Origin of the sequence: Baekduia alba (assembly GCF_028416635.1) — a bacterium.
Taxonomy (GTDB): Bacteria; Actinomycetota; Thermoleophilia; order Solirubrobacterales; family Solirubrobacteraceae; genus Baekduia; species Baekduia alba.
This window is the reverse complement of the sequence record NZ_CP114013.1, coordinates 5,001,267-5,027,154: the sequence shown is the minus strand read 5'-3', so window position 1 is coordinate 5,027,154 and position 25,888 is coordinate 5,001,267. Positions and strand designations below refer to the sequence as shown.

Below are 25,888 nucleotides of genomic sequence, written 5' to 3'. Positions count from 1 at the left end.
CCTGTCAAGAGCCCAGGGTCTTGTGCGACACGCGGTCGCAGTGCCGGATGCGGTAGCCCTTCTGCGCGCGCCGGCTCACGTAGAGGACGTCGCGGCCGCCGCCGCAGTCGATGATCCCGCGGCCGAAGTGGGCCTTGACGACGTCGTCGCCGCCGCCGGCCCGGATGATGTTCGTGCCGTGGCTGGCGTAGATAAAGTCGCGGCTGCCGCCGCCGTAGAGGCGGTCGGTCTGCGACCCCGGCTGGCCGGACGGCTTGAAGTCGCCCCAGATGACGTCGCCGCGCGGTCCGGCGTAGATGGTGTCGTTGCCGTGCCCACCGAGCAGCTCGTTGTGGCCGCGGCGCGCGACGGTCCCGGTGGGGTGCGCGCACTTGCGGTTCTTGTGCAGGCCGTCGCAGGAGTAGGAGGCGTCGGTGCCGCCGAAGAGGTCATGTCCCGGGCGGGCGTCGAGTGGACGGCTCTGGTCCTGCTTGTTCATCAACAGGACGCCGTCGATCTTCGGCCAGCCGTCGTGGCTGGTGTTGGCGAGGGCGGCGGTCGCGGGCACGAGGAGCGCGGCGAGCGCGAGCAGGAGCAGCAGGGCAGGGCGCATGGGCGATGGGCACGCCGCGACGGCGTGCGGGGGTCGTGGTGGAGGGTGGGGAGGGCGCGGTGGCGGACCTGCGTGCGCCGTCGGTCGAGGAGGCTATCCGCAGACCGCGTGCGCTCAACGTGGGGTGTCAGGCTCTCGACGCCTCATAGACTCGGCGCCCGTGCGACGGACCCTCGCGGCCCTCTGCTTCGTCCTGGCGTGCGTCCTTCCGGCCGTCGCGCTGGGGACGTGGTGGGCCTATGGCCTGGCGACCGACACCGACAGGTTCACGGAGGTCGCGCGACCTCTGGCCAGCGATGACGCGGTTCAGGCACAGGTGGTGGACGAGCTGGTGGCGGTCGGGGGCAGCCGCCTGGCGAACGCGGGCGTGCCCGATCCGGCCGCGGCGCGGCGGCAGATCCGGGCGGTCGCCGAGACGCTGGTGGAGACCGCCGCGTACCGGCGCGCGTGGCTGGCCGTGCAGCGCACCGCGCACGCGCGGCTGGCGGCACGGCTCAGCGGCGACGTGACCGCGCCGCTGACGCTCGACCTCGCGCCGATCGCCGAGGCGCTGCGCGTCCGGGTGCGGCGTTCCGCGGCGCTGGCGTCGGTGGCCGACGCGATCGTCGACCCGGATCCCGTGGTCGTGCTGGACCGCGACGAGGTGCAGCGCGCGCGCGACGCGACCAACACGGTCCGGATCGTGCGCGGGATCGCGATCCCCGGCGCCGTGCTGGCGTTGTTGGGGGTCTTGCTCACGGCGAGCGGGCTCGCACGTGGGTTGGTGCGCGCCGGGCTGGCGGTGGGCGTCGCGACGCTGCTGGTGGTCGCCGGCGACGCGCTGGCCCGCTCCTCGATCTCGGCGAGCGGGAAGACCGGCCAGCTCCGGCTCGCGGTCTACGACGTCGTGACCGACGGGGTGCGCAACTGGGTGATCGGCGGCGTGATCGCGGCCGTCGCCCTGGTGGCCGTCGGCGCGGCGGTCAGCGCGCTGGATCCTGGTCGACCAGCCGAGCGAGCCCCACGCGCATGAACCGCTGCCAGGCAGTGTGGACGACCGGCGCGAGGAGCAGCCGGGCGGCGCGGGAGCGGGCTTCGAAGGTGTAGGTCCAGCGGATGTGCGTGGCGTCCGGGCCGGCCTCGTCGAACCACCACTGCCCACGACCCTCGCGCGCGAGGTGCTTGACGGGGTTGGTGAAGTCGGTGACGACGTAGGCGAAGTACGTGGGCGTGCGGCACTCGGTGACGCGCTCGCGCGCGGTGCTGCCGTCGGCGAGGTGGACGGTCCGGCTGCTGCCCGGCTGGTCCCAGGGTCCGGTCTGGTCAGCGGTCGTGGTGACGGCCGGGATCGGGCCCCAGCCGGTGAGGATGTCGGGGAGCGCGATCGGGATGAAGCGGTCGAAGAGCGTCGTGCGCGGGACGGGCGCGGTGGCGGTGACGGTGGTGGAGACGGTGGGCGGCGGCGACATGGGCGCGGCCGATCATGCCGCGTCGCGTGGGGTGGGACCAGGGACGGCGGGTCCTAAGGTTCGTGGTCACCAGTGCGTTTGCGTCTGGTGGTGCGGGGCGTGGTGCGTCCGTCATCAAGGGCGTGCGAGTGTGGTGGCGGCGCTCCGCGTGGTCGGTGTGGCTCGTCCGGGTGGCAGCGCGCGGGGCGAGTTCGGGGCCGAATTGTCGGGTCGCGCGCCGTGGATCGCGTGAAGTCCGCGTATGTCGCGGACTTGACGCGATCGAGCACCATTCGGCCCCGAATCGCCCGCCCCGGAGCACGACCAGCGACGAGCCACACCAGCAGCGGGTCGCGCCGCCACTACTGCCTCACGCCCTTGACGAGGACGCACCCCGCCGCGCGGCACCCGATGCGAACCCCGCTGGGCGCCACCAACGGCATCTACACCCCGGAGTACGCCGCTCCCACCGGCCCCAGCACCACCACATCCCCCACCGACGCCCGCGCCACCATCCCGCCCTCCCACGCCTCGAACCTCACCGCGTCCCCCGGGAACACCGGCTTCGTGAACCGTCCCGACAGCGACACCAGCCGGCGATCCGGTCCGGCCGCCCGGTTCAGCGCCAGCCCCAGCGCGCCGAAGGTGCACAGCCCATGGAGGAACGGTCCCGGCTGCCCGGTCGTCGCGGCGACGGCCGGGTCGATGTGCACCGGGTTGCGGTCGCCGTTGAGGCGGTGCAGCGCAGCCTGCTCGGTCGTCGTCGTCCACTCCTCGGAGAACTCCGGCGCCCGCTCGGGGATCACCACGGGCGGCGCGCTCGCGGCGGGCGAGCCGCCGCCGGCGCCGCCGAACCCGCCCGCGCCCTCGATCCACCACGTGCTGCGCGCCGTCGCGTAGTTCCCGATCTGGTCCTCGCAGACGACCAGCGCCGCGCGGCCCTTGTCGACCACCTCGACGACCCGCCGGGTCACGCGCGCGGTGCCGCGGACGGGCAGCTCCCGCGCCACCGTCAGCTCCTGGCCCGCGTGGAGCAGCGCGGACAGCTCGATCTCCAATGCTGCAACCGTCGGCATGACCAGCCCCGCCATGCCCGCCAGCGCGAACGTCGGCGCCGTCCGCAGCGGCGCGTCCTCGTACAGCGACCCGAGGTCGCCCGGCAGCCGCGCGCCGATGCTCAAGGCGTACAAGATGACGTCGCGGTCGTCCCAGGTGTAGTCGAACGCCGCGATCTCGCCGAGTGCGATCAAGCGCCGAACGCTACCGCCCGTCCGGCCGCGCGGCCGCTGAAGAGGCAGCCGCCGAGGAACGTGCCCTCCAGGGACCGGTAGCCGTGCATCCCGCCGCCGCCGAAGCCCGCGACCTCGCCGGCCGCGAACAGGCCCGGGATCGGCGCGCCGTCGCCGGCCAGGACGCGCGAGGACAGATCGGTCTCCAGCCCGCCGAGCGACTTGCGCGTCAGGATCGACAGGCGCACGGCGATCAGCGGCCCGGCCTTCGGATCGAGCAGGCGGTGCGGCGCGGCGACGCGCGCCAGGCGGTCCGGCAGGTACTTGCGCGCACCGCGCATCGCCACGACCTGCAGGTCCTTGGTGTAGGTGTTGGCCATCTCGCGGTCGCGGGCGAGCACCTCGCGCTCGACCTGCGCGAGCGGCAGCTCGACGTCGGGCTCCAGCGCCTGCATCCCCGCGACGAGGCGCTCGAGCGAGCGCTCCACGATGAAGTCCTCGCCGTGCTTCATGAACGCGTCGACCGGCCCGGGCGCGCCCTTGCCCACGCGCGTCTTGAACACCGCCTTGATCGACTTGCTCGTGATGTCCGGGTTCTGCTCGGAGCCCGACAGCGCGAACTCCTTCTCGATGATCTTCTGCGTGAGGACGAACCACGTGTGGTCGTGGCCGGTCTTCATGATGTGGTCGAGCGTCCCGAGCGTGTCGAAGCCCGGGAACAGCGGGACCGGGAGGCGGTGGCCCGTTGCGTCGAGCCACAGCGACGACGGCCCGGGCAGGATCCGGATGCCGTGCATCGGCCAGATCGGGCTCCAGTTCTTGATGCCCTCGACGTAGTGCCACATGCGATCCGGGTTGATCGACCGCGCGCCGGCGTCCTGCGCGATCAGCAGCATGCGCCCGTCGACGTGCGCCGGCACGCCCGAGATCATCTGCGCCGGCGGCGTGCCGAGGCGCTCGGGCCAGCTGCGGCGCACGAGCTCGTGGTTGCCGCCGATCCCGCCCGAGGTGACGACGACGGCGTCGGCGCTCAGCGTGAACTCGCCGACGACCTCGCGCGACGAGGCCTCGCCGCGTCCCACGGTCGACGGCGCCAGCACGGCGCCGCTCACGCCGTCGACCGCGCCCGCCGTGATGCTCAGCGCATCCACGCGATGACGGAACCTGAGCTCGACCAGCCCGCGCGCGACGCCCTCGCGCACCTTGGCCACGAACGGCGCGATCACGCCCGGGCCGGTGCCCCACGTGACGTGGAAGCGCGGCACCGAGTTGCCGTGGCCGTTGGCGTCGTAGCCGCCGCGCTCGGCCCAGCCCGGGTTCGGCAGGAAGCGGATGCCGCGCTCGTGCATCCACGCGCGCTTCTCGCCCGCCGCCCACTGCACGTAGGCCTCGGCCCAGCGCGCGGGCCACAGGTCCTCCGGCCGGTCGAAGCCCGCCGTGCCCTGCCAGTCCTGCCAGGCCAGGTCGTAGGAGTCCTTGACCCCCATCCGCCGCTGCTCGGGCGAGTCCACCAGGAAGATCCCGCCGAACGACCAGAACGCCTGGCCGCCCAGCGACGCCTCGGGCTCCTGGTCGACCAGGAGCACCCGCTTGCCGGCGTCGACGAGCTCCGCCGTGGCCACGAGGCCGGCGAGCCCGGCCCCGACCACGATCGCGTCGGCGTTCATTTGCAGGCCCTGTGCAAGAACATGGCCGGCAATTCTAGTTCTACGCGGCGGCGAGCCGCTGCGCGCGGCGCTCCGCGTTCACGCCCAGCAGGCGCGGCGCGGCGACGACGATCGCGACGCCTTCGACGATCGCGAACCCCAGCAGCGTGTCCTTGGCCGAGGTGAGCTGGAGCGCGATGCCCGCGCCGACGACCGGCACCGACAGCCCGACGTAGCCGGCGAGGAACAGGCCGGCCAGGGCCTCGGCGCGGGTCTCGGCCGGCGAGATCGCGATGACGGTCGCGACTGAGCCCTTGAAGACCGCGCCCGCGCCGCCGCCCATGACGGCGCCGCCGGCGATGAAGATGCCGAGGCTCGGCGTCGACAGCCACGCGGCGAGCACGACGAGCGCCATCCCGGTGAGCATGAGCGCGATGCCGGCGGCCAGCGTCCGGGGCGGCGCCCATGTCGCGCTGACGGTCTGCGACAGCACGCCCGCGCCGAACATCGCGGCGACGGTCACGCCGGCCAGCGCGTGCGACGTCTGGTGCAGCGTCCCGACGAGGAACGTCGCGGCCAAGCCGGTGAAGAGGCCGAGCGCGCCGAAGGCCAGGAACGCGCCCGCGGCCGCCGCGGCGAACGCGCCACGCGCCTCGGCCGGGACCGACAGGCGCTGGATGCGGTAGGCCGGCAGCGGGTCCTGGCGGTCGCGGGTCTCGGGCGCCAGCGCGACCACGACCAAGGCCACCGACAACGCGACCAGGAACACCACGTAGGGGACGGTGAGCGGCGCGCCGACCCACTCCGCGAGGAGCCCCGCGATCAGCGGGCCGAAGCCGAGGCCGCCGACGTTGACGCCGGTCGCGATGAGCTGCGCGCGGCGCGGCGACCCGTCCGGGCGGCTCGCGGCGTGCAGCTCGCCGAGGTAGGCGGTCGCGGTCGCCGTGACGACGCCGACCGACAGGCCGCTGATGACGCGCGCGAGGAGCAGCCCGGGCAGGTCGCGCCACGCGAGGAACACGAGCGCGCTGACGATCGCCGTGGCGATCGCGGGCAACAGGACCCGCCGGCGCCCGTGCCAGTCCGAGACGTGGCCGGCGAGCAGCAGCGCCGCGATCACGCCGACCGCGTAGGCCGCATAGATGATGGTGACGACGAACGACGAGAACCCGTCGCGCTCCTGGTAGAGGCCGTAGAGCGGGCTCGGGACGGTGGAGAACGCCATGACCACGAGGAACGCGAAGGCGACCGCCCAGAAGCCCAGGCCGTGGCGGCGCCGGGTGGGGATGGATGCGGGGGAGAGGGGCACACGGGACATGGTGCGCCTGGACCTCATCGCCGGCAACGCTTATCATTGCTGACCGTGATCGCCGACGGCGATGACCACCACCATCGCCGCCATGGAGCTCCGCCACCTCGAGACCTTCGTCGCCGTCGCCGAGGAGCAGTCGTTCTCGCGCGCCGCCGACCGGCTCCACGTCGTCCAGTCGGCCGTCTCGGCCACGATCCGCAACCTGGAGCGCGAGTGGGGCGTCACGCTCTTCCATCGCACGACGCACACGTTCGCGCTCAGCGACGCGGGCCGCACGCTGCTGGACGAGGCGCGGGCGGCGCTGGCCGCGGCGCAGGCGGTCGAGCACGCGGTCGACGAGGTCCGCGGCGGCCTGCGCGGCACGATCCGCATCGGGATCATGCAGGCGACGCTCGGCCCGGGCGGCATCAGCGTCGCGTCCGCGATCTCGGCGTTCCGGACCGCGCATCCGGGCGTCGCCGTGACCGTCCGCCAGGGCGGCAGCGCCGACCAGGCCGAGCGCGTGCGCAGCGGCGAGCTCGACGTCGCGTTCGTCGGCCTGCCCGACGCGCGACTGCCCGGCCTGGAGCTGACGCTGCTGGCCGAGCCGCCGCTGAAGTTCGCCTGCCACCAGGGCCACCGGCTGGCGCGGCGCGCGTCGGTCGCGCTCGAGGAGCTGGTCGACGAGCCGTTCGCCGAGCTGCCGCCGGCGTGGGGCATCCGGATCGCCAACGACCGCTCGTTCGCGGCGGCCGGCGCGCACCGCAAGATCGCCTACGAGATCAACGACGTCGCGACCGTCACCGATTTCGTGCGCAACGGCCTGGCCGTGGCGATCATGTCGCCGGCCCAGGTCAGCGACGACCCCGCGGTCGCGTTCGTCCCGATCCGCCACCACGTCCCGCGCTTCATCATCTCGCTCGCGACCCCGGAAGGCAGGCGCGCCAGCCCGGCCACGCGGGCGTTCGTCGAGATGGCGACGCGCGCGGCGCCCGCTTAGGCTCCGCTCGACATGACGCACTTCGCGCGCCCACGCGGGCAGGACGAGCAGCGCGCCACGTCGCTGGAGCTGTTCTACGACCTGGTCTTCGTCTTCGCGGTCACGCAGATCAGCCACCTGCTGCTCGACCACCTCGGGTGGGAGGGCGCGGGGCAGGCGGCGCTGCTGCTGCTCGTGGTCTGGTGGTCGTGGAACTACACGACGTGGGTCACCAACGAGCTGGACCCGGACTCGCCGGTCGTGCGGCTGCTGATGATCGGGCTGATGCTCGCCAGCCTGATGATGGCGGTCGCGATCCCGCACGCCTTCGGCGAGGACGCGCTGCTGTTCGTCGGGTGCTACCTGGCGATCCAGATCGGGCGCCACACGTTCCTCACGTTCGCCGCCGCCGACCGCGGCGAGCCGGAGCGCGCCCGCGCCGGCGCGATCCTCGCGTGGTTCGTCATCGCCGGCGTCTTCTGGATGGCGGGCGCGCTGGTCGACGGCGGCGCGACGCGCACGGTCCTGTGGCTGGTCGCGTTGTGCATCGACTACGCCGGCCCGCTGGTGACGTTCTGGCTGCCCGGCCGGCGCCTGGACTCGACCGCGTGGGTGGTGGAGACCGGCCACTTCAGCGAGCGCTTCGGGTTGTTCATCATCATCGCGTTGGGCGAGTCGATCGTCGTGACGGGCGCGACGACGTCGGAGATCGGCCTCGACGGCCACACCGCGGCCGCGTTCGCCACGGCGTTCCTGACCTCGGCCGCGTTGTGGTGGCTGTACTTCACCGGTGTGGCTCAGATCGCGGAGCTGCGCCTGCAGCGCGCGGGCGCGCGCCGGACGGCGATGGCGCGCGACGCCTACACCTACCTGCACGTCGTGCTCGTCGCGGCGATCGTCGTGTCGGCCGTCGGCGACGAGCTGGTCATCGCGCATCCGAGCGCGGTGCTGGAGACCAAGGAGATGGTCGCGGTCGTCGCCGGCCCGGCGCTGTACCTGCTCGCGCACGCGCTGTTCCGCCTGCGGGTCAGCGGGACGCTCGGGTGGCGCCGGCCGTCGGGCGCCGCGGCCTGCGTCGTGCTCGGCGTGGTCCTCGGCGCGCTCGACGCCGAGGCCCTGGTCGTCGCGATCGCGTTGCTGGTGGTGCTGATCGCGGTGATCGCCGGCGACCAGGTCGCGGCCGCGCGCCGCCGGCGCCAGGGGCTGCCGACACCGCTGGAGCGCGCGGCGGCCGAGCTGGCCGAGGGCTAGCCCCCAGGCAGCTCGCGCAGCAGCGGGTACAGCGCGGCGAAGCCGGCGCGCTGCGCCGCGTAGGCGGCGACCAGCTCGGGGTCGGGGTCGACGCGCGCGGTGGGCGCGACGCACGCGGCGACGGCCGCGCGGACGTCGGCGAAGGTGCCGCCCGCGACGCCGCCCAGGAGCGCCGCGCCGAAGGCCGCGCCCGCGTTGGATGCGGTGCGCTCCAGTGGGACGTCGAGCGTCGCGGCGACGATCGCGGTCCACAGCTCCGAGCGTGCGCCGCCGCCGGAGAGGCGGCCGAGCGCCGGCTTGGGGTCGATCAGGTCCCAGCCGTCGGCGAGCCCGTGCGCGACGCCCTCGAGCACGGCGCGGACCAGCGCGCCGCGGTCGTGGCGCAGTCCGAGGCCGACGAACGCCGCGCGGACGTCGGCGTCGGCGTGGGGCGTGCGCTCGCCGGTCAGATACGGCGCGAAGCGCAGGCCCTCGACGCCGGGCGCCCAGCGCGCGGCCGCGGTGGTCAGCGCGTCGTAGCTCACGCCGTCCGGCCCGCTCGTCGCGTCGCGCAGCCAGCGCAGGGCCCCGGCGGCCGAAAGCTCGACGCCCATCACGTGCCACGCGTCCGGGACCGCGTGGCAGAACGCGTGCAGCCGGCCCTGCGGGTCGGGCGCGTAGCCGTCGCGCGCGGCGAAGACCACGCCGCTGGTCCCGAGGACGATCGACGCCGGGCCGGCCGCGTCGACGACGCCCATGCCCAGCGCGCCCGCGGCCTGGTCGCCGGCGCCGGCCGCGATCGGGACGCCGTCGCGCGTCGTGCCGCTGACCTCGACGCTCTCGTGCAGCCGCGGCAGCCACGCGGGGTCGACGCCGAAGGCCTCCAGCAGCGGCGTGCTCCAGGCGCGCGCGCCGACGTCGAGCAGCAGCGTGCCCGACGCGTCGGCGACGTCGGTCGCGCGCTCGCCGCACAGCCGGAAGCGCACGTAGTCCTTGGGCAGCAGCACGTGCCGGATCTTGTTGTAGGTGTCGGGCTCGTGCTCGGCCAGCCACAGGAGCTTCGGCGCGGTGAAGCCGGCCAGCGCGCGGTTGCCGCTCAGCGCGACGAGCCGCTCGACGCCCAGTCGCGCCTCGATCGCGTCGCACTGCGGCTGGCTGCGCCCGTCGTTCCAGAGGATCGCGGGCCGCAGCGGGCGGTCGTCCGCGCCGAGGACGACGAGCCCGTGCATCTGCCCGGTCAGCCCGATGCCGTCGGCCTCGTGCGCGCGTAACTCAGCGAGGATCGCCTCGGCCGCGCGCCACCAGTCCTCGGGATCCTGCTCGGCCCAGCCGGGCCGCGGCGACGCGAGCGGGTACGCGCGCTCGGCCTCGGCCAGGACCGCGCCGGTCTCGTCGATGACGAGCCCCTTGGTCGACGAGGTCCCGACGTCGAGGCCGACCAGCCTCACGCGCGTCCCGAGGAGGCGAGGTTGCGGCGCGACAGCGAGTCGACGCTGACGGCGGCGAGCAGCACGAGACCCGTGATGATGAACTTCGTGCCGGAGGCCAAGCCGAGCAGGCCCAGGCCGTTGTCGATCGAGGCGATGACGATCGCGCCAAGGACGGCCGCGCGCACGTGCCCGCGGCCGCCGAACAGCGACGTCCCGCCGATCACCGCGGCGGCGATCGAGTAGAGCAGGATCGTGCCGCCGCCCGCGCCGGTGTCGACCGACGTCAGCCGCGACGCGAGCACCACGCCGCCGAGCGTGGCCATCATCGAGCAGATCGCGAAGCACGCGATCCGGACCCGGTCGACGTCGATGCCCGCGCGCCGCGCGGCCTCCGGGTTGCCGCCGACCGCGTAGACGTGGCGGCCGAAGCGGCTGCGCGTCAGCACCCACGACCAGATCACGTACAGCACGGCGAGCACGAGGAAGATGTAGGGGACGCCGCGGTCCTGGTCGACGACGTAGATCACGGCGCCGAGCAGCACGGCCTGCAGGCCGACGCGGAAGCCGATGACCGACACCGGGACGAGCGGGAGCCCGGCCCGCGCGCGGTCGCGCCGGTGCAGGAGCTGCACCGCGAGGTAGCCCGCGACGGCCACCGCCCACAGCGCCCACGACGCGGCGTCGGAGATGAAGCCGTTGGCCAGGTTCACGATCAGCGTGCTCTGGATGACGATCGTGCCCTTGTCGCCGATCAGCAGCAACACCGCGCCGTTCCAGGCGAGTAGGCCGGCGAGCGTGACGACGAACGACGGGATCCCGACCTTCGTGAACAGCAGGCCGTTGAGCGCGCCGATGAGCAGGCCGGCGGCGAGCACCACCACGATCGCGATCCCGCCGGCGAACTCGAAGTGGCCGCCCGGCAGCGTGAGCAGCGCGACGATCGCGCCGCCGACGCCGCTGACGTAGCCAACCGACAGGTCGATCTCCCCGAGGAGCAGCACGAAGACCACGCCCATGGCGATGGTCATGATCCCGGCGGCCTGCACGATCAGGTTGAGGAAGTTGCCCGCCGTCAGGAAGTTGCTGTTCTGCGACTGGAAGACGATGGCGATGATGATCAGCCCGACGACGATCGGCAGCGAGCCGAGGTCGCCGCCGCGGACTCCGGCCCACCAACCCGCGGCGTAGTCGCGCAGCGAGCTGCCCTCGGGGGCCGACGCGCCGTGGGCGGCGGAGGCCGCGGTCGGGTCGGGCGCGGTGTCGATGCTGCTCATGCGGGAACCTCCTGCTGGCCGGGGACCTTCGTCAAGGCGCCGGCGGTGATCGCGGCGACCACCTCGGTCTGGTTGGTGTGGGCGGTGGTGAAGCGGGCGACGGCCTGGCCGAGGCGCAGCACGGTGATCGTGTCGGCGACCTCGAAGACGTCGTGCAGGTTGTGGGAGATCAGGATCACCGCGAGCCCCTGCTCGCCGAGGCGCCGGACGAGGTCGAGGACCTGCCGGGTCTGCGCGACGCCGAGCGCGGCGGTCGGCTCGTCCAGGATCACCAGCTTGGAGTTCCACATCACCGCCTTGGCGACGGCGACCGACTGGCGCTGACCGCCCGAGAGGCCGGCGACGGTCTGACGCACCGAGCGGATCGTCGTGACCGCGAGGGTCGCGAGCGTCTCGCGCGCCTTCTTCTCCATCTCGGTCTCGTTCAGCCCGTGCAGCGGGCCCTTCACGGCCTCGCGGCCCAGGAACATGTTCTGCACCACGTCGAGGTTGTCGGCGAGCGCGAGGTCCTGGTAGACGACCTCGATCCCGAGGTCGGCGGCGTCCTTTGGGCCGTGGACGGACACGGGGGCGCCGGCGAAGCGGATCTCGCCGGCGTCGAACGGATGGATTCCCGCGATGCACTTGATGAGCGTGGACTTGCCGGCGCCGTTGTCGCCGACCAGGGCCACCACCTCGCCGGGGGCGACCGCAAGGTCGACCTCGTACAACGCCTGCACGGCGCCGAAGGACTTCGAGACGCCGCGCAGCTCCAACAAGGACCCGCCCGCCGCGGGGCGGGCGGGCGGGTCCGGGTTGGTCGTCATGATCAGATACCCGCCTTGGTGCAGGCTTCGGCGTACTTGCCCGCGCACAGCTCCTCGCGCTTGACGAAGCCGTCGGCGAGCACGGTGTCCTTGATGTTGTCCTTGGTCACCGCGACCGGCGTCAACAGCGCCGACGGGACCTGGCGCGTGCCGTCGTCGGACTTGCCGTTGACCAGGCCGGCCGGCGGCTGCTGGCCCTTGGAGAGCGCGATGGCGAGCTTGGACGCCGCATCGGCCTCGGCCTTGATCGCCTTGTACACCGTCATGCACTGGTCGCCGGTGAGGATGTTCTGCAGGCCCTGCGTGGTGGCGTCCTGGCCGGTGACCGGGAGCTGCTTGAGCTTGCGGGCCTTCAGTGCCGAGATCACCGAGTTGCCCAGGCCGTCGTTGGCCGCCAGCACGCCGTCGAGCTTGTTGCCGCTCTTCTGGAGCATCTGCTCGAAGATCGTCAGCGCCTGCTGGTTGTCCCAGTCGGGCACGGACTGGTCCGCGACCTTGGTGGCCTTGCCGGCCTTGTACAGCGGATCGAGGACCGAGTTGTAGCCCTGCGCGAACAGGGTGGCGTTGTTGTCGTCGGGCGAGCCGTTGAGCTCGGCGATCCGCGGCTTGGCGACGCCGGAGCTGCTCAGGCAGTCAACGAGGCCCTGACCCTGGAGCTCGCCGACCTTGACGTTGTCGAACGAGACGTAGTAGTCGGCCTTGCCCTTGAGCGTGAGGCGGTCGTAGTCAATGACCTTGACGCCCTTGGCGGCCGCTTGCGTCTCGATCGCAGCGCCGGAGCCGGAGTCGAGGTTGGTCAGCAGGATGATCTTCGCGCCGTTGGTGATGGCCTGCTCGGCCTGCTGCTGCTGGGTCGCCTTGTCGCCCTGGGCGTTCTGGATCTCCACCGGGACGCCGGCCGACTTGAAGGCCTGCTCGAGCAGCGGGCGGTCGGCGGTCTCCCATCGCACCGAGCTCTTGGTGTCCGGCAGCAGGACCGCGACCTTGCCGACCTTGGCGTTGCTCGAGTTGGTGCTGCCCGCGGCGCTGCCCGTGCTGCTGCTGTCGTCGTCGGACGAGCCGCATGCGGCGACGCCGAACGTCATGGCGCTCAGTGCGGCCGCGACGGCGACCATCCGGCTCAATTGATGCTGCATCTGCGTCTCCTCCTGAAGGGGTGCGCGCCCGCTGGACCTGGGCGCCGTCGGGGGTGGACCATCTCGGAGTCCCAGGGGTTAAGTCAAGACTACGGAGAAAAGAATTGCAAGACAGCTGTTGTTAAGAATTGAATTTGACGAAAGACCGCCATGATCTGCTACGAATCCCAACATGACGACCGAAGGCGACGCAATCACCCCACGGCCCGAGCACCGGTTCACGTTCGGGCTGTGGACGGTGGGCAACCCCGGTCGCGACCCGTTCGGCGAGCCGACGCGCGCGCCGGTCGACCCCGTCGCCAGCGTTCACCGCCTGGCCGACATGGGGGCCTGGGGCGTCAGCCTCCACGACGACGACCTCGTCCCCTACGGCACGCCGGCCGACGAGCACGAGCGCATCGTCGGGCGCTTCGACGACGCGCTGCGCGAGCGCTCGATGGGCATCGGCATGGCCACCACCAACCTGTTCACGCACCCCGCGTTCAAGGACGGCGCCTTCACCTCCAACGACCGCGGCGTGCGCCGAGCGGCGATCGGCAAGGCCATGAAGTCGATCGACCTCGCCGCGCGGCTGCGGGCTGAGAACTTCATCTTCTGGGGCGGCCGCGAGGGCACCGAGGTCGGCGCGGCCAAGGACCCGCGCGATGCACTGGAGCGCTACCGCGAGGCCATCGACGTGCTCGCCGACTACGTCGTCGAGCAGGGCTATGACCTGCGCTTCGCGATCGAGCCCAAACCCAACGAGCCGCGCGGCGACCTGTGGCTGCCGACCGTCGGCCACGCGCTGCACTTCATCACCACCTTGAACCGCCCGGACATGGTCGGCGTCAACCCTGAGGTCGCGCACGAGACCATGGCCGGCCTGGCCTTCCACCAAGGTGTAGGCCAAGCGCTGTGGGCCGGCAAGCTGTTCCACATCGACCTCAACGCCCAGCGCATCGGGCGCTACGACCAGGACTTCCGCTTCGGCGCCGAGGACCTCAAGGAGGCGTTCCTGCTGGTGCGGCTGCTCGAGCGCGCCGGCTACGCCGGGCCGCGCCACTTCGACGCCCACGCCTACCGGACCGAGGACGCCGCCGGCGTCTGGGACTTCGCGGCCGGCTGCATGCGCACCTACCTCGCGCTGGCCGAGAAGGCCAAGCACTTCGACGCGCTGCCCGAGGTCCAGGAGGCGCTGGCCGCCGCGTCGGTCGGAGCGCTGGCCGAGCCGTCGGTGCCCGGCGGGACCGGCGAGGCCGGCGCGCTGAAGGCCGAGTCGGCGCGGCTCGACGAGCTCGCGGTCCGGGGCTACGGCAACGAGCGCCTCGACCAGCTGACGGTCGAGGTCCTGATGGGGCTGCGGTAGGCCCATGCGCGCGGCGACGACGACGGCGACGGTGGCGCTGGAGGGCGACGACGTCGCCGTTCGGATCGTCGCCGCCGACCTCCTCGAGGTGCGCTCGTTGCGTCATGAGGGCGAGGAGCTGCTCGTCGCCGCGGCCGAGCTGCCCGCGTCGTCGCGCGTCCACGGCCGCGCCGCCGGGATCACGCTGCTGCACCCGTGGGCCAATCGGCTGGCACGCGACGTGTTCTCGTTCGGCGGCGTGCGCGCGCGGTTGGACGCCGCCAACGGCGCGCTGGGCCGCGACGGCAACGACCTGCCGATCCACGGGCTGTCGGTCGCGCCCGGCGCGTGGCGCTGGGAGGAGGCCGACGCGACGCAGGCCGTCGCTCGCCTCGACTGGCCGGGCAGCGATCCGGCGTTCCCGTTCCCGCACACGCTGCGCGTGGCCTTCGCGCTGCGCGGGGCGCGGCTGGAGATCACCACCACCTTGCTCCCGATCCCGAGCGGCGTGCCGGTTCCCATCGCCTTCGGGTGGCACCCGTACCTGCGGCTTCCCGGGACGCCGCGCGGGAGCTGGCGCCTGGCGATGCCCGCCCGGCGCCACCTGACGCTCGACGGCCTCGGGCTGCCGACCGGCGCCCACCGCGACGAGCCGGCCGACGAGCATCCGCTGACCTCGCGCGCGCTCGACGACGGCTTCGACCAGCTGGCCGACGGCGCCTGGTTCGCGCTGCGCGACGCGCGCCGGCGGATCCGGCTGCGGCTTCTGGACGGCTACCCAGTCGCGCAGGTCTACGCGCCGGCCAGCGCGAACGTCGTCTCGCTGGAGCCGATGACCGCGCCGGTCAACGCGCTCGTCACCGGGCGCGGACTGCGCTGCGTCGGGCCGGGTGAGCGCTTCCGCGCGACGTTCGCGCTGGACGTCCGCGGATATCCTGGGCGCCGATGAAGGACTCCCCGGGGTCGCTCGGATCGCTGCGCCAGCGCAACCGCCTGCGGATCATCGACGTCCTGCGCCAGGCGGGCAGCGCGAGCCGCGTCGACCTCGTGCGCGACACGGGACTGTCGCGAACGACGGTGTCCAAGCTCGTCGCTGAGCTGCAGGCCGAGGGCTTGGTCGTCGAGCGCGGCAACGGCGACGGCCACGCCGAGGACGACGCGACGACCGCCAACGCGGTCGGCCGCCCGCCGGTCGCGCTGACGCTCAACCCGGCCGCGGGCGCCGCCGTCGGCATCGACTTCGGCCACGACCTCGTCCGCGTTGCGGTCGCCGACCTGTCGGGCACGGTGATCGCCGAGGCGCGCGATGACATCGACGTCGACAGCAGGGCCGCGCAGGCGATCGACCTCGCCGCGACGATGGTCGACGACCAGCTCAAGCGGCTGAGCATGGACCTGGGTCGGACCGTAGGCGTAGGGGTCGCGGTCTCCGCACCGATCCTGCGTGAGCTGGGCGACCCCGGAGCCACGAGCATCCTGCCCGGCTGGGGCCCGTTCGCGCCCGGAGGCGAGCTGGAGCGCCGGCTGGGCCGGCCCGTGCTGATGGGCAACGACGCGAACCTCGGCGCGCTGGCCGAGGTCCGCCACGGCGCGGGCCGCGGCGCCCGCAACGTGGTGTACGTGATGCTCAGCGGCGGGATCGGCGCCGGGCTGATCCTCGACGGCGCGCTGTTCCTCGGCCATTCCGGATTGACGGGCGAGCTCGGCCATGTCGCGACCGACCCCGACGGCCGGATCTGCCGCTGCGGCAACCGCGGGTGCCTGGAGACCGTGGCGTCGGCCGCCGCGTTGTTGGAGGCCTTGCGTCCGCTGCACGGACCCGACGTGACGCTGGACGACGCGATCGCCATGGCGCGCGCCGGCGACCCCGGCTGCCGGCGGCTGTTCGCCGACGCCGGGCGGACCGTCGGCCGAGCGGTCGGCGCCATCTGCAACCTCGTCAACCCGGAGTTGGTGATCGTCGGAGGCGAGATGAGCGTCGTCGGCGACGTCCTCGTCGACGCGGTCGGCGAGGGCATCGCCCTGGCGACCATCCCGGCGATCGCGCGCGACGCCGAGGTCGTGCCCGGCAGCCTCGGCGAGCGCGCCGAGGTGCTCGGCGCGATCGGCCTCGTGCTGGCCGAGACCGGCGCGGACGCGATCGCCGCGATGGGTCCTGGCAGCGCCTAGCGGCCCGCGACCAGGTGCTGCGTGCAGCGGAAGTGCGCGAGCGCCCGCGCGTCGGACTCACGCGCGACCGTCACGTCCCACACCTGCGTCATGCGCCCGCCGTGGACCATGATCGCGACCGCGGTGAGCGCGTCCGGCTGGCGGGTCGAGGCCACCATGTTGGCCTTGAGCTCGCCGGTGACGAACGCGCTCGCCGTGTCCGGGAGCGAGGCCAGGCAGCCCCAGCCGGCCAGCGAGTCGGCGAAGGCGACGATCGTCCCGGCGTGCAGGATCCCGCCGGCGGTCTGCATCAGGTCGTCGCGCAGGGGCAGCCGCGCCTCGACGCAGCCGGGCTCCAGCGCGGTGATCTCGATGCCGAGGACGCCGGGCAGGCCCGACTTGTAGAACTCGGTCAGCGCTTCGGGCCACGCGTCCGGTGGCAGCGCGCGCAGGTCGGGGGCGAAGGCGGCGGCGGTGGCGCTCATGCGGCGGCCTCGTCGGCGAAGGCGAAGTGGTCGCCGTGGCGAAGGCCGACGAGCGACCCGAGCCGCTCGCTGAAGGCGATGAAGTCGGACGCGTGGCGCGCGACCGCGGGCCGCGCGATCGCGAGCTCGCCGGCCGCGAACGCGAGGCCGGCGGTGCTGATCAGGACGTCGGTGAGCCGGATCGCGAGCCAGCCGTCGTCGCTGAACGCGGTGGACAGGTCGGGCCGTTGGAAGGCGGCCCGCGACGCGAGCTCGTCGACGACGTCGACGGTGCTGGTCGGGGAGGAGGTGGGGGCCATGCGGTCAGGCTGACACCTGCCGTCTGGCCCAGAGGCCGTGCCTGCCCGTGTACGGGTCGGCGGAGGACCGCCCCAGGGGGTGCGGTCAGCTCGTAAGGGTGCAACGGCCGTGCGAAGGCTGGACGAAAGGCTCACCACGCGCTCGGGCAGCGGGTGTACAGTCGGCCTCTGGTCAGCGAGCGCGTGGAGCTATGTGCGCTAAGGAGGAGGAGACGCGGTGATCGACCTCAAGGTGCCGGAAGGACGGCAGGATGCGGGATGCATCCGTCGCGGCGCCGCCGGCGTGCTCGTCGTCGCCATGGACGAGGCGGGCCTGGCAGAGGCCCTGCCGGTCGCCAACGCGCGGGCGGCGGCGCTCGGCGCGCGGGTCACGGTGGCGGGACCGGCGCGGATGCCGTTCTGGTGGGCGGTGGCGGCCAGCGGCTGGATGATGATGCCGCGGCCGTGGGCCGAGGACTCGCGGTTGCGGGCCGAGGCCGAGCTGCGCGACGCGGTCGCGCGATTGGGCGACGACGGCGAGTGCGGCGTGCTGTGCCGGCACGGCCGGGCCGAGGTCTGGCTCGGCAGGATCCTGGCCCAGGGCCGCTACGAGACCGTGCTGGTCGGCGCGAGCAAGCTCGGCCGGCGCCGGACCCGGAGGCTGCACTCCATCGCCGGCGCCGAGCGGACGTTCGCGCTGCTCACGCCGTTGCCCGCGCCGCAGGACTCAGCGCGCCGCGCCGTGCGCGCTGGATGAGGCCGCCGGTCAGGTAGGCCGCGCCCGCGAGCACGAACGTCGCGGGCGCACCGACGCCGCTGGCGACCGCGCCGGCGGTCGCGGAGCCGAGCGCCATGCCGCCGGTGATCGCCGACGTCTCCAGCGTGAAGGCCTCGGTCAGCGTGCCGGCTGGCGCGACGTCGCCCATCAGGGAGTACAGGACGCCGAAGAGCGGCGCGATGGCCGCGCCGGCGACGGCGAGGCCGAGGCCGAGCAGCGCGACGGTCGGCATCAGCCCGAGCGGGAGCGAGGTGATCCCGCAGATGACGATCAGCCAGAACATCGCGCGCACGGGGTCGCGGTCGGCGGCGTGAGCGCGCGTCCACAGGGCGCCGCCGACGAAGCTGCCGACGCCCCAGAGCGCGAACAGCATGCCGGTCGCGCTCTTCGCGCCGTGATCCTCGGCGGCGGTGACGACGCTCAGCTCGGTCGCGCCGAAGGCGACGCCCATCATCGTCGCGACGATCAGCAGCAGCCGGACGCCGGGGGAGGAGAGCGCGCCGCCGGCGGGGCGCGGCGTGTCGTCGTGATGGCGCCGCGGGCCGCCGAGCCGGCGCGTCTCGGGCAGCAGCGCGAAGACCGCCGAGCTGAGGCCGAGCAGCGCGCCGGTGGTCGCCAGCGCGATCGCGGCGCTGGTCGCCGACGCCATCGAGATCAGCACCAGCGGGCCGGTCATGAACGCGGGCTCCTGCAGCGACGCGTCGAGCGTGACGAGCGCGTTGAAGCCCTCGCGGTCCAGCATCCGGCGCCAGAGGACGCGCACGCACGCGGAGATCGGCGGCTGCACGGCGCCGATCGCGGTGGCGACGACGAGGAAGACGAAGGCCGGCGCGTCGGCGGGGATCAGCGCGAACAGCGCGCAGGCGAGCGTGACGGTCGCGCCGGTGAGCGCGAGCACGGTGGTCTGGCCGGCGCGGTCGATCGCGCGGCCGAGCAGCGGCGAGAACGCGGCCATGCCCAGCGCGCAGACGCCCGAGCAGGCGCCGGCCAAGGCGTAGGAGTGGTCGAGGTGGCGGATCTGGAGGACCAGGAGGAGCCCCAGCGCGGACGGCGGGACGCGCGCGAGCAGCGCGAGGGCGAGCGTCCGCGGCACCCCTGGGGCGCGCACGGCGGTGGCGGGCGACATCCGGGCTAGCCAGGCGTGACGAGCGCTGCCGTCAGGCGTCCGAGTCGCTTGGCCACGGCCGCGCGATCGAACGGCCCGGAGGCGACGAGCTGATGGGAGATGATGCCGTCGATCGCCGCGCCGAGCAGCTCGGCGTCATCGCGGCCGCCGGGCGCTCCGACGTTGCGCAGCACCGCGGCGAGGACGTCGGCGTACGCGTCGACCCACTGGTGCGCGACGGGCCGCAGCTCCGGCCGCCGCAGCGCCTCGAGCCACAGCGCGCAGTCGACGACCGCGTTCGCGCGTCGGGTCGTGCACGCGTCCTCGATGAAGCGGGTGAGGTGCGTCGCGAGCGTCTTGCGCGTCCATCGCTCTGACGCCGTGCGCAGCGTCTCGACATGCTCGAGATCCCGATCGGCCGCATGCTGCAACGCCGCCCGCACCATGTCCTCCTTGGAGGCGAACCAGTAGGTGGTCGCGGCCAGCGGGAGGCCGGCCTCGGCGGCGACGAGTCGATGGGTCAGGCCGTCGGGACCGACGCGGGCGATCACGGCGAGGGCGGCCTCCGTGATCGCGGCCCGGCGGGCCGCGCCGCGAGGCGCGGGGGCGGGGTTGGTGGGGGGCGCCGACGGCATCGGTACGAATGTGCCGAAAACGGTACGGATGTACCGGACGGGACGGCGGTGGCGCGGGCGTTGGTTGGTCACCAGTGCGGGGCGCTGGTGGTGCTGCGCGGCGTGGTCCGTCCCTCATCAAGGGCGTGAAGGCGTTCGGGCGGCGCGACCGCTGTCGGTGTGGCTCGTCTCTGGTGGTGCTCCGGGGCGGGTGGTTCGGGGCCGGAGGGTCGCACCGAATCGGTGCCGAATCCTGGTCCGTGTCGTTTGGTGGCCCTATGCGGGACACCAGACGACACAGACCCTGGTGACCAACCAACGCCAGCGCTATCCGTCTCACATCCGAGACGAAACCGACCCGCCCGCCCGCGCCCCTCCAACTACGCTCCGCCCGATGAGCGTCGAGTTGACCGGCACCCACCTGCAGCCCGAAGACGTCGTCGCCGTCGCCCGCGCCGACCGCGCCGTCGAGCTCTCCGACCAGGCCCGCGACGCCATGGCCGCCAGCGCCCAGGTCGTCGCCGACCTCCTCGACGCGCCCGAGCCCGCCTACGGCGTCTCGACCGGGTTCGGCTCGCTCGCCAACGTCGTCATCCCGGCCGCCCGCCGCGAGGAGCTGCAGCGGGCGCTCGTCCGCTCGCATGCCGCCGGGATGGGCGATCCGGTCGAGCGTGAGGTCGTGCGCGCGATGATGCTGCTGCGCGCCCGGACGCTGTCGATGGGGCGCAGCGGCCCGCGGCCCGTCGTCGCCGAGACGATCCTCGCGCTCCTCAACGCCGGGATCACGCCGGTCGTTCGCGAGCATGGCTCGCTCGGCGCCTCCGGCGACCTCGCGCCGCTGGCGCACTGCGCGCTGGCGCTGCTCGGCGAGGGTGAGGTGACCGACAACACCAACATCACCCGGCCGGCCGCCGAGGCACTCCTCGACGCCGGCATCGCGCCGCTGACGCTCGTCGCCAAGGAGGGCCTGGCCCTCATCAACGGCACCGACGGCATGTTGGGGATGTTGATCCTCGCGCTCGCCGACCTCGACAACCTGCTCAAGGTCGCCGACATCACGACCGCGATGGCGGTCGAGGGCCTGCTCGGGACCGATCGCGTCTTCGCCGCCGACCTCGTGGGCCTGCGCCCGCAGCCCGGGCAGGCCGTCAGCGCGAGCAACCTGCGCCAGCTGCTCCACGCGTCCCCGATCGTCGCGTCGCACCGCTACGACGACGACCGCGTCCAGGACGCCTACTCGCTGCGCTGCGCGCCGATGGTCGCGGGTGCCGCGCGCGACACCGTCGAGCACGCCCGCCGCGTCGCCGGCGCCGAGCTGCGCTCCGCGATCGACAACCCCATGGTGCTGCCCGACGGCCGCGTCGAGTCGTGCGGCAACTTCCACGGCGCGCCCGTCGGCTTCGCCTGCGACTTCCTGGCCATCGCCGCCGCCGAGGTCGGCGCGATCGCCGAGCGCCGCACCGACCGCATGCTCGACCCCGCCCGCTCGCACGGCCTCCCGCCGTTCCTCACCGAGGACGCCGGCGTCAACTCGGGGTACATGATCGCCCAGTACACGCAGGCCGCGATGGTCGCCGAGAACCGCCGGCTCGCCGCGCCCGCCTCGGTCGACTCGCTGCCGACCAGCGCGATGCAGGAGGACCACGTCTCGATGGGCTGGGGCGCCGCCCGCAAGCTGCGCGCGTCGGTCGCCAACCTCGCGCGCATCCTGGCAATCGAGCTGGCGACCGCCGGCCACGCGATCGACCTGCGCCGTCCCCTCGCGCCGGCCGCCGGCACCGCCGCGGCCGTGGACCACCTCCGCCGGCACGTCGCCCGCCCCGGCGCCGACCGCTTCCTCTCGCCCGATCTGCGCGCCGCGGAGGCGATCGTGCGCGACGGCTCGCTCGTCGCGGCCGTGCAAGCCGTCATCGGTCCGCTTTCCTGAGCGAGCCAGCGCCACCCCGGCCGTACGGGGAACCCCACTCGCTGCGCCGTTCGCTGAGGTCTACCGTCGGACGGTGCACCTCATGGCCACCCCTGCAGACGCGGCCAACGCCGCCCATCCCATCGTCGGGCGGCGGGCGCAGCTGTCCGCGGTCGCCGACGCGCTCGCCCAGCTGGACCGCCGCTCCTCGCCGATCCTCGCGCTCTCCGGCGAACCCGGCATCGGCAAGACGCGCCTGACCGAGGAGCTGTGCGACCGCGCCGACGCGCGCGGCCACCTCGTCCTCTCCGGCCGCGCCGCCGAGCTCGAGCAGGACCTTCCGTTCGCGGTCGCCGTCGACGCGCTCGGCGACTACGCCGCCTCGCTGGGCGTCGACCGCCTCCAGCGTCTCGTCGGCGCCCAGGCCGCGGAGCTCGCGCCGATCGTCCCGGGCCTCGACGGCCTCGGCGACGCCACCGCCGGCAGGCTCCAGGACGAGCGCTTCCAGACCCATCGCGCGGTCCGCGCGCTGCTGGAGGCGCTCGGCGCCAAGCAGCGCGTCGTGCTCGCCCTCGACGACCTGCACTGGGCCGACGCCGCGTCGCTGGAGCTGGTCGCGCACCTGCTGCGCCGCCCGCCGCGCCGCGGCGTCCTGCTCGTCCTCGCGTTCCGCCCCTCGCCCGCGCGCGCCACGCTGGTCGACGCGCTCGCCGCTGCGGTCCGCGAGCGCGCCGTCGTCGAGCTGCCGCTCGAGCCGCTGACCCTCGCCGACGCCGAAGCGCTGCTGCCCGCCGACGTCCCGGCCGCGCGCCGCGACGCGATCTTCGCCCAGTCGGGCGGCAACCCGTTCTACCTCCAGGAGCTGGCGCGGGCCGCGACCCCGTCGGCCGACGACGACGTCCCGCGCGGCGTCGCCCACGCGTTGGAGCAGGAGGTCCGCGCGCTGCCCGAGGACGCCGCGCGCCTGGTCCGCGCCGGCGCCGTCGTGGGCGACCCCATGTCCTTGGACGCCGCGGTCGCCGCCGCGCAGCTGGACACCGCCGACGCGCTCGACGCGCTCGACGTCCTGCTCGACGCCGCGCTGCTCGCGCCCACCGACGTCCCGCGCCGCTACCGCTTCCGCCACCCGCTCGTGCGCCGCGCGATCTACGACACGACGCCGGAGGGCTGGCGCCTGGGCGCGCACGCTCGCGTCGCGCAGGCCCTGGAGCGCGAGGGCGGCTCGATCACCGCGCGCGCCCACCACCTCGAGCGCGCCGCCCAGCCCGGCGACGCCGCCGCGATCGGCGTCCTGATCGCCGCCGGCAGCGGTGCCGCCGCGCGCGCCCCCGCGGCCGCCGCGGGCTGGTACGCCGCGGCGCTGCGCCTCCTGCCGCAGGACCCGGAGAGCGCCGGCCAGCGCCTCGGCCTGCTGGTCATGCTCGCCCAGTGCCAGGCGGCGATCGGCCAGCTCGTCCCGGCGCTCGACTCGCTGGACCAGGCGCTCCAGCTCGCCGGTGACGACGACGTGCTCGCGCCCTTGCGCGCCCGCCTGGTCGCCGGCTGCGCGATGTGCGAGAACCTGCTCGGCCGCCACGAGGCCGCGCACGGCCGCCTCGTCGCCGCCCTCGACCACGTCGCCGACCCGTCGTCGATCGCCGCCGCCGACCTCCAGGTCGAGCTCGCCGCCGATGCGCTGTACGACGGCGACTTCACGGCGATGAGGACCTGGGCGCAGCGCGGCCACGCGACCGCGACCGCACTCGAGGACCCCGCGCTCCAGCTCGTCGCCGAGGCGCTGGCGACCTACGCGCAGCTCGGCCTGGGCGCCATCCCGGAGGCCCACGCCACGGCGGACAAGGCCGCCGAGCGCCTGGACGGGATGGCCGACGACGCCCTCGGCGGGCGCCTCGACGGCCCGTACTACCTGGGGTTCGCGGAGTACTTCGCCGAGCGCTACGACGCCGCGATCCGCCACTTCCGGCGCGGCATCGCGCTCTCGCGCGCCGCCGGCCAGGGCCAGTTCGCGACCCCCATGTCCATCGGGTTGGCGCACGCCTACGAGGTCACCGGCCGCCTGCGCGCCGCGCTCGAGCAGGCCGACGGCGCCGTCGAGGCCGGGCGCCTGTCGGGCAACCGCCAGATCCTGTGCTGGGCGCTGACCGCCGAGGCGTGGATCGCCGCGATCGCCGGCGAGCTGCCGCGCGCGCGGGCCGCGGGCGCCGAGGCGCTCGAGCTGCTCGCCCACCTGGACGAGAGCGTGCTCTCGCAGGGCACGCGCGTGCACGTCGCCGCAGCGTGGCTGGAGGCCGGCGAGCCGGAGCGCTGCCTGGAGGCGATGGCCGACGCCGGCGGGCCGGGCTTCGCCCACGTCGAGCCCGGCCGGCGGGCGTGGCTGTACGCGATCCTCGCGCGCGCCGAGCTCGACCTCGGCCACCACACCGTCGCCCGCGACTGGGTGCAGCGCGGCGAGGAGCTCCAGGCGCAGCTCGGCGACCTCGGCCACGTCGAGGCCGCCGTCGCCCACGCGCACGCGCTCCTGGACCTCGCGACCGGCGACGCCGCGGGCGCGCTCGCGCACGCCGAACGCGCCGTCGACCGTGCGACCCAGGCCGGCGCCGCCGTCCAGGCCGCACGCGCCCGCACCGTCGCCGGGCGCGCCGCCGCCCAGCTCGGCCACGCCAGCTCCGCGGTCTCCTGGCTCGAGCGCGCGGAGGCGGACCTCGCCGCGATCGGCGCCACCCGCCTGCGCGACGAGGCCGCGCGCGAGCTGCGCCGCCTGGGCCGCCGCGTCGGCGCGCGCCGGCGCCGCGCATCCGGCGCCGAGGGCCTGGCCAGCCTCTCCGGCCGCGAGCGCGAGATCGCCGAGCTCGTCGCCGACGGCCGCACCAACCGCGAGATCGCCGCCGAGCTGTTCCTGAGCGAGAAGACCATCGAGAGCCACCTGACCAAGGTGTTCGCCAAGCTCGGCGTGTCCGGGCGGGTGGCCGTCGCCGGAGCGGTGGGACGTGAGCGCGACCCTGGGGACTGATCGACGAAGTGCAGGGGGTTCCCTGATGTTCGGGGGGTCGCCCGGTCGCCAGTCTGCAGGGCGTGCCAACCTTCCTCCTGTCCCACCACCACACGCCGGCCGAGTGCGGCCGGACGTTCGCGGCCTGGCGCGGCTTCGCCAGCCCGCTGCGCCACTCGGAGGCCCTGTCGACCTGCCCGCTGGGCGGTCACGGCCTCTGGTGGTTCGTCGAGGCGCCGGACCAGCAGTCGGCCCTCGGGCAGCTCCCCGAGTACCTCAGCCACCAGACCGAGGTCATCCGTGTCTCTCGTGTGCCCATCCCCTGAGGTCGCGGTCCCCATGCCGCGCACGGCCGCGGTGACGACGGCCGCTGGCGGGGGCGGTCGCGCGCCGCGTCCCGGGACGGCCTACGACGGCCGCATCCGGCCGGTCACGCGCTGGGCCGTCGGCGGCCTGCTCTTCCTGGCGGTCCTCAACGCCGTGTTCTTGTACGGGTTGCCCGAGCTGGCGGAGACCGACTACGCCTGGCCGATCCAGCCCTACCCGTCGGCGGCCTTCCTCGGCGCCGGCTACCTCGCGGGCGTCGTCGCGACCGGGCTGGTCGTCTTCGCCGCGCGGCGCTGGCGCTCGATCCAGCCGCTGGCCGTCGCGCTCTTCGTGTTGTCCATCGGGTTGATGGCGGCGACGCTGCTGCACAGCGACAAGTTCAAGTGGGACTACGCGCCGACGTGGGGCTGGACCGTCGTCTACGCGTGCGCGCCGTTCGGCGTCCTGCTGCTCAGCGCCCGCCAGCGGGCGATCACGCTGCGGCCCGTCCTCGCCGACCCGCGCCTCGACCTCCTGCGCCGCGCGTCGCTGGTCGCCGGCCTGGCGCTCGCCGCCTACGCCGTCGCGCTGTTCGCGTTCCCGACCGCGCTCGGCGACGACTGGCCCTGGCCGCTCACGCCGCTGCTGGCGCAGGCGACCGCGTCCTGGCTGGCGATGATCGCCGCGTCCCTGCTGTGGTCCGCGTACGACCTGCGCCGGACCGCCGAAGCCTTGATTCCGTACGCCACGCTCGGGGCCTGGTGCCTCGCGCTGCTGGCGGTCCCCGCGCTGCACGCCGATGCGCTGACCCGCACCGGCGCGCCGCTGCTGCTGTACCTCGGCGCGCTGCTCGCCCTGCTCGGCCTCGCCGTGCTGGGCGTCACGAGAACGCGCGCCGGGCGCCTCTCCCTCTAA

General features: G+C 74.1%; 24 protein-coding genes. 11 read left to right on the top strand and 13 right to left on the bottom strand.

Annotation, left to right across the window (positions count from 1 at the left end; translation table 11 throughout):
* Positions 1-4 precede the first annotated feature (4 nt).
* A complete protein-coding gene (locus DSM104299_RS25160; RefSeq protein ID WP_272474416.1) occupies positions 5-592 on the bottom strand; it encodes a hypothetical protein in 588 nt (195 codons plus the stop codon).
* Positions 593-752: 160 nt separating this feature from the next.
* Here DSM104299_RS25160 and DSM104299_RS25155 point away from each other — a divergent pair, with 160 nt between their 5' ends.
* Positions 753-1,604 (top strand): hypothetical protein, encoded by an 852-nt coding sequence (locus DSM104299_RS25155; RefSeq protein ID WP_272474415.1) that lies wholly within the window; start codon positions 753-755, stop codon positions 1,602-1,604.
* Here DSM104299_RS25155 and DSM104299_RS25150 read toward each other — a convergent pair.
* The 4 genes from DSM104299_RS25150 to DSM104299_RS25135 all read right to left on the bottom strand — a co-directional run bounded on the left by DSM104299_RS25150 (position 1,555) and on the right by DSM104299_RS25135 (position 6,203).
* A complete protein-coding gene (locus DSM104299_RS25150; protein ID WP_272474414.1) occupies positions 1,555-2,040 on the bottom strand; it encodes an SRPBCC family protein in 486 nt (161 codons plus the stop codon). The two genes, DSM104299_RS25155 and DSM104299_RS25150, sit on opposite strands and share 50 nt — an antisense overlap.
* A 422-nt stretch (positions 2,041-2,462) precedes the next feature.
* The gene (locus DSM104299_RS25145; protein ID WP_272474413.1) at positions 2,463-3,269 is read right to left on the bottom strand and encodes a MaoC/PaaZ C-terminal domain-containing protein; all 807 of its coding nucleotides are present in this window, start codon (positions 3,267-3,269) and stop codon (positions 2,463-2,465) included.
* Positions 3,266-4,915, bottom strand: a complete 1,650-nt coding sequence (locus tag DSM104299_RS25140; protein WP_272474412.1) for an FAD-binding dehydrogenase — start codon at positions 4,913-4,915, stop codon at positions 3,266-3,268. The genes DSM104299_RS25145 and DSM104299_RS25140 overlap by 4 nt, the downstream gene beginning before the upstream one ends.
* Positions 4,916-4,955: 40 nt before the next feature.
* Positions 4,956-6,203, bottom strand: a complete 1,248-nt coding sequence (locus DSM104299_RS25135; RefSeq protein WP_272474411.1) for an MFS transporter — start codon at positions 6,201-6,203, stop codon at positions 4,956-4,958.
* A gap of 70 nt (positions 6,204-6,273) precedes the next feature.
* Between DSM104299_RS25135 and DSM104299_RS25130 the strand changes: the two genes are divergently transcribed.
* Both DSM104299_RS25130 and DSM104299_RS25125 read left to right on the top strand, forming a co-directional pair.
* A complete protein-coding gene (locus DSM104299_RS25130) occupies positions 6,274-7,185 on the top strand; it encodes a LysR family transcriptional regulator (RefSeq protein WP_272474410.1) in 912 nt (303 codons plus the stop codon).
* 12 nt (positions 7,186-7,197) lie between these two features.
* Positions 7,198-8,415, top strand: coding sequence for a low temperature requirement protein A (locus DSM104299_RS25125; protein ID WP_272474409.1), 1,218 nt, complete (start codon positions 7,198-7,200; stop codon positions 8,413-8,415).
* Here the strand turns inward: DSM104299_RS25125 and xylB are convergent.
* Genes xylB through DSM104299_RS25105 form a run of 4 tightly spaced genes read right to left on the bottom strand, consistent with a single transcriptional unit; the run spans position 8,412 to position 13,040 of the window.
* Positions 8,412-9,842, bottom strand: coding sequence for a xylulokinase (gene xylB / locus DSM104299_RS25120; protein WP_272474408.1), 1,431 nt, complete (start codon positions 9,840-9,842; stop codon positions 8,412-8,414). The two genes, DSM104299_RS25125 and xylB, sit on opposite strands and share 4 nt — an antisense overlap.
* Entirely contained in the window at positions 9,839-11,098 is a 1,260-nt protein-coding gene (locus tag DSM104299_RS25115; RefSeq protein ID WP_272474407.1) for a sugar ABC transporter permease, read from the bottom strand. The genes xylB and DSM104299_RS25115 overlap by 4 nt, the downstream gene beginning before the upstream one ends.
* Positions 11,095-11,904, bottom strand: a complete 810-nt coding sequence (locus DSM104299_RS25110; RefSeq protein ID WP_272474406.1) for an ATP-binding cassette domain-containing protein — start codon at positions 11,902-11,904, stop codon at positions 11,095-11,097. The genes DSM104299_RS25115 and DSM104299_RS25110 overlap by 4 nt, the downstream gene beginning before the upstream one ends.
* A 2-nt stretch (positions 11,905-11,906) precedes the next feature.
* Positions 11,907-13,040: a sugar ABC transporter substrate-binding protein gene (locus DSM104299_RS25105; protein WP_272474405.1), complete on the bottom strand. Its 1,134-nt coding sequence runs from the start codon at positions 13,038-13,040 to the stop codon at positions 11,907-11,909.
* A gap of 172 nt (positions 13,041-13,212) precedes the next feature.
* On the opposite strand from DSM104299_RS25105, the gene xylA reads away from it, so the two are divergent.
* The 3 genes from xylA to DSM104299_RS25090 are packed head-to-tail and all read left to right on the top strand — an operon-like array spanning position 13,213 to position 16,533.
* Positions 13,213-14,385, top strand: coding sequence for a xylose isomerase (gene xylA / locus DSM104299_RS25100; protein ID WP_272474404.1), 1,173 nt, complete (start codon positions 13,213-13,215; stop codon positions 14,383-14,385).
* Positions 14,386-14,389: 4 nt separating this feature from the next.
* Positions 14,390-15,313, top strand: a complete 924-nt coding sequence (locus tag DSM104299_RS25095) for an aldose 1-epimerase (protein ID WP_272474403.1) — start codon at positions 14,390-14,392, stop codon at positions 15,311-15,313.
* A complete protein-coding gene (locus DSM104299_RS25090; RefSeq protein WP_272474402.1) occupies positions 15,310-16,533 on the top strand; it encodes an ROK family transcriptional regulator in 1,224 nt (407 codons plus the stop codon). Before DSM104299_RS25095 ends, DSM104299_RS25090 begins: the two co-directional genes overlap by 4 nt.
* On the opposite strand, the gene DSM104299_RS25085 is transcribed toward DSM104299_RS25090, so the two are convergent.
* A complete protein-coding gene (locus DSM104299_RS25085) occupies positions 16,530-16,997 on the bottom strand; it encodes a PaaI family thioesterase (protein ID WP_272474401.1) in 468 nt (155 codons plus the stop codon). The two genes, DSM104299_RS25090 and DSM104299_RS25085, sit on opposite strands and share 4 nt — an antisense overlap.
* Positions 16,994-17,296: a hypothetical protein gene (locus tag DSM104299_RS25080; RefSeq protein WP_272474400.1), complete on the bottom strand. Its 303-nt coding sequence runs from the start codon at positions 17,294-17,296 to the stop codon at positions 16,994-16,996. Before DSM104299_RS25080 ends, DSM104299_RS25085 begins: the two co-directional genes overlap by 4 nt.
* A 217-nt stretch (positions 17,297-17,513) precedes the next feature.
* Between DSM104299_RS25080 and DSM104299_RS25075 the strand changes: the two genes are divergently transcribed.
* Complete coding sequence (locus DSM104299_RS25075; RefSeq protein WP_272474399.1) at positions 17,514-18,032, top strand: hypothetical protein; 519 nt, start codon at positions 17,514-17,516, stop codon at positions 18,030-18,032.
* On the opposite strand, the gene DSM104299_RS25070 is transcribed toward DSM104299_RS25075, so the two are convergent.
* Both DSM104299_RS25070 and DSM104299_RS25065 read right to left on the bottom strand, forming a co-directional pair.
* Complete coding sequence (locus tag DSM104299_RS25070; RefSeq protein ID WP_272474398.1) at positions 17,977-19,179, bottom strand: MFS transporter; 1,203 nt, start codon at positions 19,177-19,179, stop codon at positions 17,977-17,979. The genes DSM104299_RS25075 and DSM104299_RS25070 overlap by 56 nt on opposite strands.
* A 5-nt stretch (positions 19,180-19,184) precedes the next feature.
* Positions 19,185-19,793: a TetR/AcrR family transcriptional regulator gene (locus DSM104299_RS25065; protein ID WP_272474397.1), complete on the bottom strand. Its 609-nt coding sequence runs from the start codon at positions 19,791-19,793 to the stop codon at positions 19,185-19,187.
* A gap of 373 nt (positions 19,794-20,166) precedes the next feature.
* Here DSM104299_RS25065 and hutH point away from each other — a divergent pair, with 373 nt between their 5' ends.
* The 4 genes from hutH (at position 20,167) to DSM104299_RS25045 (ending at position 25,888) form a co-directional block, all read left to right on the top strand.
* Entirely contained in the window at positions 20,167-21,699 is a 1,533-nt protein-coding gene (hutH, locus tag DSM104299_RS25060) for a histidine ammonia-lyase (protein ID WP_272474396.1), read from the top strand.
* Positions 21,700-21,781: 82 nt separating this feature from the next.
* A complete protein-coding gene (locus tag DSM104299_RS25055; protein ID WP_272474395.1) occupies positions 21,782-24,688 on the top strand; it encodes a helix-turn-helix transcriptional regulator in 2,907 nt (968 codons plus the stop codon).
* A 62-nt stretch (positions 24,689-24,750) separates the two neighbouring features.
* Positions 24,751-24,993 (top strand): hypothetical protein, encoded by a 243-nt coding sequence (locus DSM104299_RS25050; protein WP_272474394.1) that lies wholly within the window; start codon positions 24,751-24,753, stop codon positions 24,991-24,993.
* Positions 24,994-25,006: 13 nt separating this feature from the next.
* Positions 25,007-25,888, top strand: a complete 882-nt coding sequence (locus DSM104299_RS25045; protein WP_272474393.1) for a hypothetical protein — start codon at positions 25,007-25,009, stop codon at positions 25,886-25,888.